The organism is Bacillota bacterium (genome assembly GCA_012839765.1).
Classification (GTDB): Bacteria; Bacillota; Limnochordia; order DUMW01; family DUMW01; genus DUMW01.
The window spans coordinates 1-3,457 of record DUMW01000067.1 but is presented as its reverse complement, the minus strand read 5'-3'; the positions used below and the strand labels follow the sequence as shown (position 1 = coordinate 3,457).

Here is a 3,457-nt window from a genome sequence, read left to right as displayed (position 1 = left end):
TTTGGCTATCTCCATATATTGGAGACGGAGTCTCTCGATTCCTTCTCTATGCCCTCATCTTTCAATGAACCCGCGGTCTTCTATTTTTTCCAGGCCTTGCCAATCCCCACAAACTTTTGACTCATACAGGTTCGATAGCGCCCTCACCGATGGAAAGAATGGCATATCCAGCCAATAGAACAGTCTTAGTGTTAGGTCTGGTAGTAGACAATTCAGTGTAGTACATTAATGAACGTACATTTAATTGCCTGCCGGATGGTTTACTGGATGCGGGTTATCCTTGGAGCCGTAACACTAGCGGGTGAGATACAGTACTAGCAGTCACCACAGTGCAGGGTTTTCAGAACTGTGGAAAAGGGGTCAAGGGTCAATAGCCGAGGGTTCGAAAGAAGTGTTGGAGGCTTTTCCGCCCCCCATGAGGGGACAGCCCGCCTAAGCGGGCTGTAGTCTGGCGATGCACTCCGTAATGACCTCCAAAGGGTATAGGATCTCACCATGGAAGTGCTGTTCGAAGTAGGGATTACGGAAACGACGCACTTCTTCGGCAACGGTAGGCTTTAGTTCCTCGGCCAAGTGGGCTATCTTTCGTAGATGGTCGGCCAGTTCTTCTTGGTTGGTCACCTCGGCGATCAGGAGAGCCTCTAGTTCATTGAGGCTGACCAACAATGGGGAGCGTTGTCCCAAGGTTGTGGCGGCTTTCAGGGCTCTTTGGGCTTGGTAGAGCAGTTCTTCCCGCACTTCTGTCCAGATCCCCCAGGGTGTGCCCACCAGCCAAGCGGTAGTTTCCTTTGCATTAAAGGAGTACTCCACCACAAGATTTGTGTCTTCCATTCGTTTTTCACAGTAAACACCTTGCAGTAGATCGAAGACCAGTATATCCTCTTTTTGCAGAAGCCCCAGTGCTTTTAGGTCAATGGTGATTTGGGCAGTGTGGGGTGTTGCGCCGCTGTTACGCAGTGTAAAGTAACCGGCTTGATGCTGAAAGTCTCCGTAACGCTCCAACTGAACATCTTCGGTGGAAGAGGTGGCCAAGGCTATGGGGGCCCAACCGACCCGGTCCAAGGCCTGGATGATGGGCATATACTTCCTGAACAGGGGACGATAGGTCTCCCATTCCTCTGGAGTGGGACGCAGTCCTAGTACGTTGGCAAAAATGCCGTAAAACATACTCAGTTTTAGTAGTTCCTCCCGTTGGGCGTAATCCCACCGGGCAATTCTCCCATAGGGGAGATCTTCGGTAAGTAACAACGTCCAGGGCTTTCTGTAGACCAAGGTACGGCGGATCATGAAGTCCCGTTCTTCTTCGCCAAAACCTGTTCCCACTTCCCCCGCGGGGATGTCAAGTCCGGGGATGAAAAAGAGGCCCCGTTCCGGAAAGACGATATTACCCAAGACTAGTTTGTTTTCTTGACGGGCGATCTTGGCCATTTCCATAACGTATTGGTGTTGCACCAAGGCCATCGCTTGACCGACCCGGCGTTGGGGATCCCAGATAAGGGGTGTCTGGGCTGTCGCGAAGTGTTCACGGCGGTAGTTTACCAGACCCCCTGCCCAATCGAGGTTGTCGATATAGATCCCTCCCAGTACGCCCCCGGCCTCCCTCGCCTCCCTTTCCGCATAGCGAAGGTGTTCCAGTTGGATCTCAAAATAATTGGGCGATGGTAGTCTTGGATCGCAGTTTACGGCAAAGTAGACCATGGGACCGAAGGCGTGCCATCCGTAGGGAAACAGTTCCCCCTGGGGATCATAAATCCCCGAGTTTAAGATGGAGCGGGCGGCAAAGTTTAGTGGAACAATCTTGTGATCGTAATCCAGGACCTCGTCCGGTGCCTCTACGGAGCGCTCCAACAGAGCCAAGAACTCCTTCTTCGTAGGTTCTGGCTCCCTTTCCCTCTCCAGCCAGGCAATGGATTTTTCCGAAGGGGCCGTGTAACGGAAGGAGACGATGCCTTGCACTTGGTCCATCTGGTAATCTACTGGTGTTTCGTTGAACTTGAGGCGAAAATCTCCTAAGGCGGGTATGCCCCGATAATCTTGCAGGAAGAGCCAATTACCCGCTTCCGTTACCCTTCGTACGTAGTATTCGGGAAAGGAGTCATAGTACTTTTGGGCTGCGGCCCGGAACCCCCACTGGCCCGCAAATCCGTAGATAATGAACTCAAATTCCCCTTGGCCGGGAGAGTCTTTGGTGTCCTGGGTAAGAGCCAGGGGAAAACTTATGACGTACCCCACCCGATCCCTCTCGGTATGGTCGTAGCGGATATGAAACACTCGGGGCGTATCCAAGGGAATTCCAAGCGCCAGGCCCTGGGTGGAGTTATACACGGCGCTGAAAGGATAAATGTTCATGGGGTGTCCCGCTAGATTGCCTACATTGTCATACGTTGCGCCAGGAGTGATGGGCCGGCTGACGTCTAGATGGTCGCCCCACTGCCAACCGGTGGCATCCAGGGGTAGGGAAAACTCCACGAGGAGCATACGATCAGTTCTGGATAAGTCCTCAAGCCACCCGTGGACGCGAATATATAGGGGACCCGGTTCATAGCTCATTTTCAACCCTATTTCCAGATCCCCCAAGGCGCCCTCTTGGATCCATTGTTCCCCGGAAAAGACCAAAGGAAGGGTCACCCTTTGTGCTTGCCCTGTTGCCGCATCGACAATACGGAAACCACCGGGGATGTCGGGTAGTAGGGGGCAGCCTTTTTCAAAGAGCTCTAGGCCAAGGATCTGACCATTGCTGGTGGATAGTTGTAGAGTCAATCCTTCTGTAGTAAGGGCGATCATGTTTGCTTCTCCTCCGGCCAAAGATGGAATGAAAAACAGACTGAGAAACAAAAGCACAGGCACTCCTTGGAACCAGGGACGCATCTACGAAACCTCCTTGGGATTATCAGTTACTTCCGTTTTCAATGATGATCACCTCATCAAGGAGACAGCTACCGCCGTTATGGATTCCCCAGATGATTTGGTAATCGTCGTAATCTCCCGTGGTGAAGCTGAAGGTCTTGTAACGTACCTGTCCATCGTCAAGGTCTAGCCAGCGGGTGAAGCCCAGTTGATGGTCCGGGCCTGCGGTTTTTGAACCGGCGTACACGTAAAAATAGTTGCCCCGGGTCCGACCGGAACGTTGTTGGAAAGCAAAAGAGACGGTGTAAGATGTATTGGGTTTCAGTGGGATCACCTTGGGGTCCGTGGGTATGAGTCAAAAGTTTGTGGGGATTGGCAAGGCCTGGAAAAAATAGAAGACCGCGGGTCCATTGAAAGATGAGGGCATAGAGAAGGAATCGAGAGACTCCGTCTCCAATACATGGAGATAGCCAAAAAAGAATTAGAAAGGAGTCTCTCGTATGCAAGAAATTCGAGCACGAATCGGGTTTTCCCTGCAAGAGCTTGAGCTTTGTCTGCTAAATTCCCTTCGTAATGCGTTTCGCGCCGCTTATACGGAATGCGTGAGACT

At 52.0% G+C, this 3,457-nt stretch carries 2 protein-coding genes; both read right to left on the bottom strand.

The genetic code is table 11. The features are described from left to right. Positions 1 to 432: 432 nt before the first annotated feature. On the bottom strand, positions 433 to 2,868 hold the full coding sequence (locus tag GXX57_06760) for a hypothetical protein (protein HHV44350.1): 2,436 nt from the start codon (positions 2,866 to 2,868) through the stop codon (positions 433 to 435). 22 nt (positions 2,869 to 2,890) lie between these two features. Then, positions 2,891 to 3,181 (bottom strand): hypothetical protein, encoded by a 291-nt coding sequence (locus GXX57_06755; GenBank protein HHV44349.1) that lies wholly within the window; start codon positions 3,179 to 3,181, stop codon positions 2,891 to 2,893. Positions 3,182 to 3,457: the final 276 nt, after the last annotated feature.

Excerpts from the sequence above, each read along its gene's own strand:
- GXX57_06760 (HHV44350.1), bottom strand. The coding sequence starts at position 2,868 with ATGCGTCCCTGGTTCCAAGGAGTGCCTGTGCTTTTGTTTCTCAGTCTG.